Below are 1,376 nucleotides of genomic sequence, written 5' to 3'. Positions count from 1 at the left end.
CTCCAAACCCGGTCGACCAGCTCGATAAATCGTGGATCCTTCCGCAAGGATTTCGGGTCGCGGGGGCGGGCGAGGTCGATGGTGATATCGAGTTTGATCCGGCCGGGACGGGTCGAGAGGACGATAACGCGATCCGATAGAGTGACCGCCTCCTCGATGTCGTGCGTGACGAAGAGAACGGACCGACGATGTTCCGTCCAAATCCGCAGCAATTCGCGCCCCATGACTCCTTTGGTCTGCGAGTCGAGYGCGCCGAACGGCTCGTCCATAAGAAAGATCTCGGGATCGTAGGCAAGAAGCCGCCCCAAGGCGACGCGCTGACGCATGCCGCCCGATAGCTGATGCGGTCGATGTTTCTCAAACCCGGTGAGCCGAAGGAACGCGACAAGTTCCGCCACCCGACGCGCGATCCGATCAGGCGACAAGCTCGCGAGCTCCGCGCCGACGCGAATGTTTTCCTCGACGCTGGCCCAAGGAAGAAGGGTGTCCCGCTGAAACATGAAACCGACACGGTCGGTGGTCTGTTTGACGGCGGACCCGTCGATCAGGGTCGCTCCCGACGCGGGCTCGAGAAGGCCCGAGATCACGCGCAACAGGGTGGACTTGCCGCAGCCGCTCGGTCCGACTATCGAAACGAATTGTCCGGACGGGACATCGAAGCTGACGTCCTGAAGGACATGAACCTGTTCGCCCCCAGGCGACGGGAAACTCACATGGAGATCGCGAAACGAAATCTTCTCAAAGTCTCGCGGATCGACGGGATGAGCATCGGTTGCCAGATGATTGAATGGTTTCGTCATGATGGCCGCCATCCTGAAAAGCGCGCTTCGAGCCGTGCGACCAGCAGATTTCCGATCATGGCGAGGAACGTCAGCATCACCAACCCGGCGAAAACGCCGGTGGTGTCGAGGCGGCCTGCGGATTTCTCGATGTACCAGCCGAGCCCGGCGCTCGCGCCCAGCAATTCGCCGACGACAGCGCCGATCAGCGCTAGACCGACACCGATGCGCAGCGAAGCGATGATCCATGGCACGATCCACGGCAACAAGACTTTGCGCGTGAGATACGTGCGCGATGCACGCATCGTACGGAAGAGATCGACGAGATCGCGATCGATCGTCTTCAGGCCCTCATGCACGTTGAGCATGAAAATGAACAATACGGTCGAAAACGCCATCATCACCTTCGAGAAGAGATCAATGCCGAACCAGATGATGAAGAGCGGCGCGAGCGCGACGCGGGGAAGGCTGTAAAGACTCATGATGAAGGGTTCGGCAACTGCATTGGCATATTTATAGCGGGCCATCGCAATGCCGATGGGAACGCCGACCGCAAACGCCAAACCTAGTCCCAGGGTCGCCTCGACCAGTGTGCGC

Annotated in this window: 2 protein-coding genes; both read right to left on the bottom strand. The window is 59.9% G+C overall.

Annotated elements, in window-relative coordinates; all coding sequences use genetic code 11:
• The coding region (locus tag AC1DT3_RS21290; protein ID WP_477467179.1) for an ABC transporter ATP-binding protein at nucleotides 1–800 on the bottom strand (800 nt) is incomplete at its 3' end.
• Nucleotides 797–1,376 (bottom strand): ABC transporter permease (locus AC1DT3_RS21285; protein WP_477467178.1); only part of this gene is annotated, 580 nt, incomplete at its 5' end. The genes AC1DT3_RS21290 and AC1DT3_RS21285, both read right to left, overlap by 4 nt.

The organism is Microvirga sp. P4_G7, from assembly GCF_056401005.1.
Note: the sequence above shows the minus strand (reverse complement) of the source record. Positions and strands in the feature narration are given on the sequence as shown.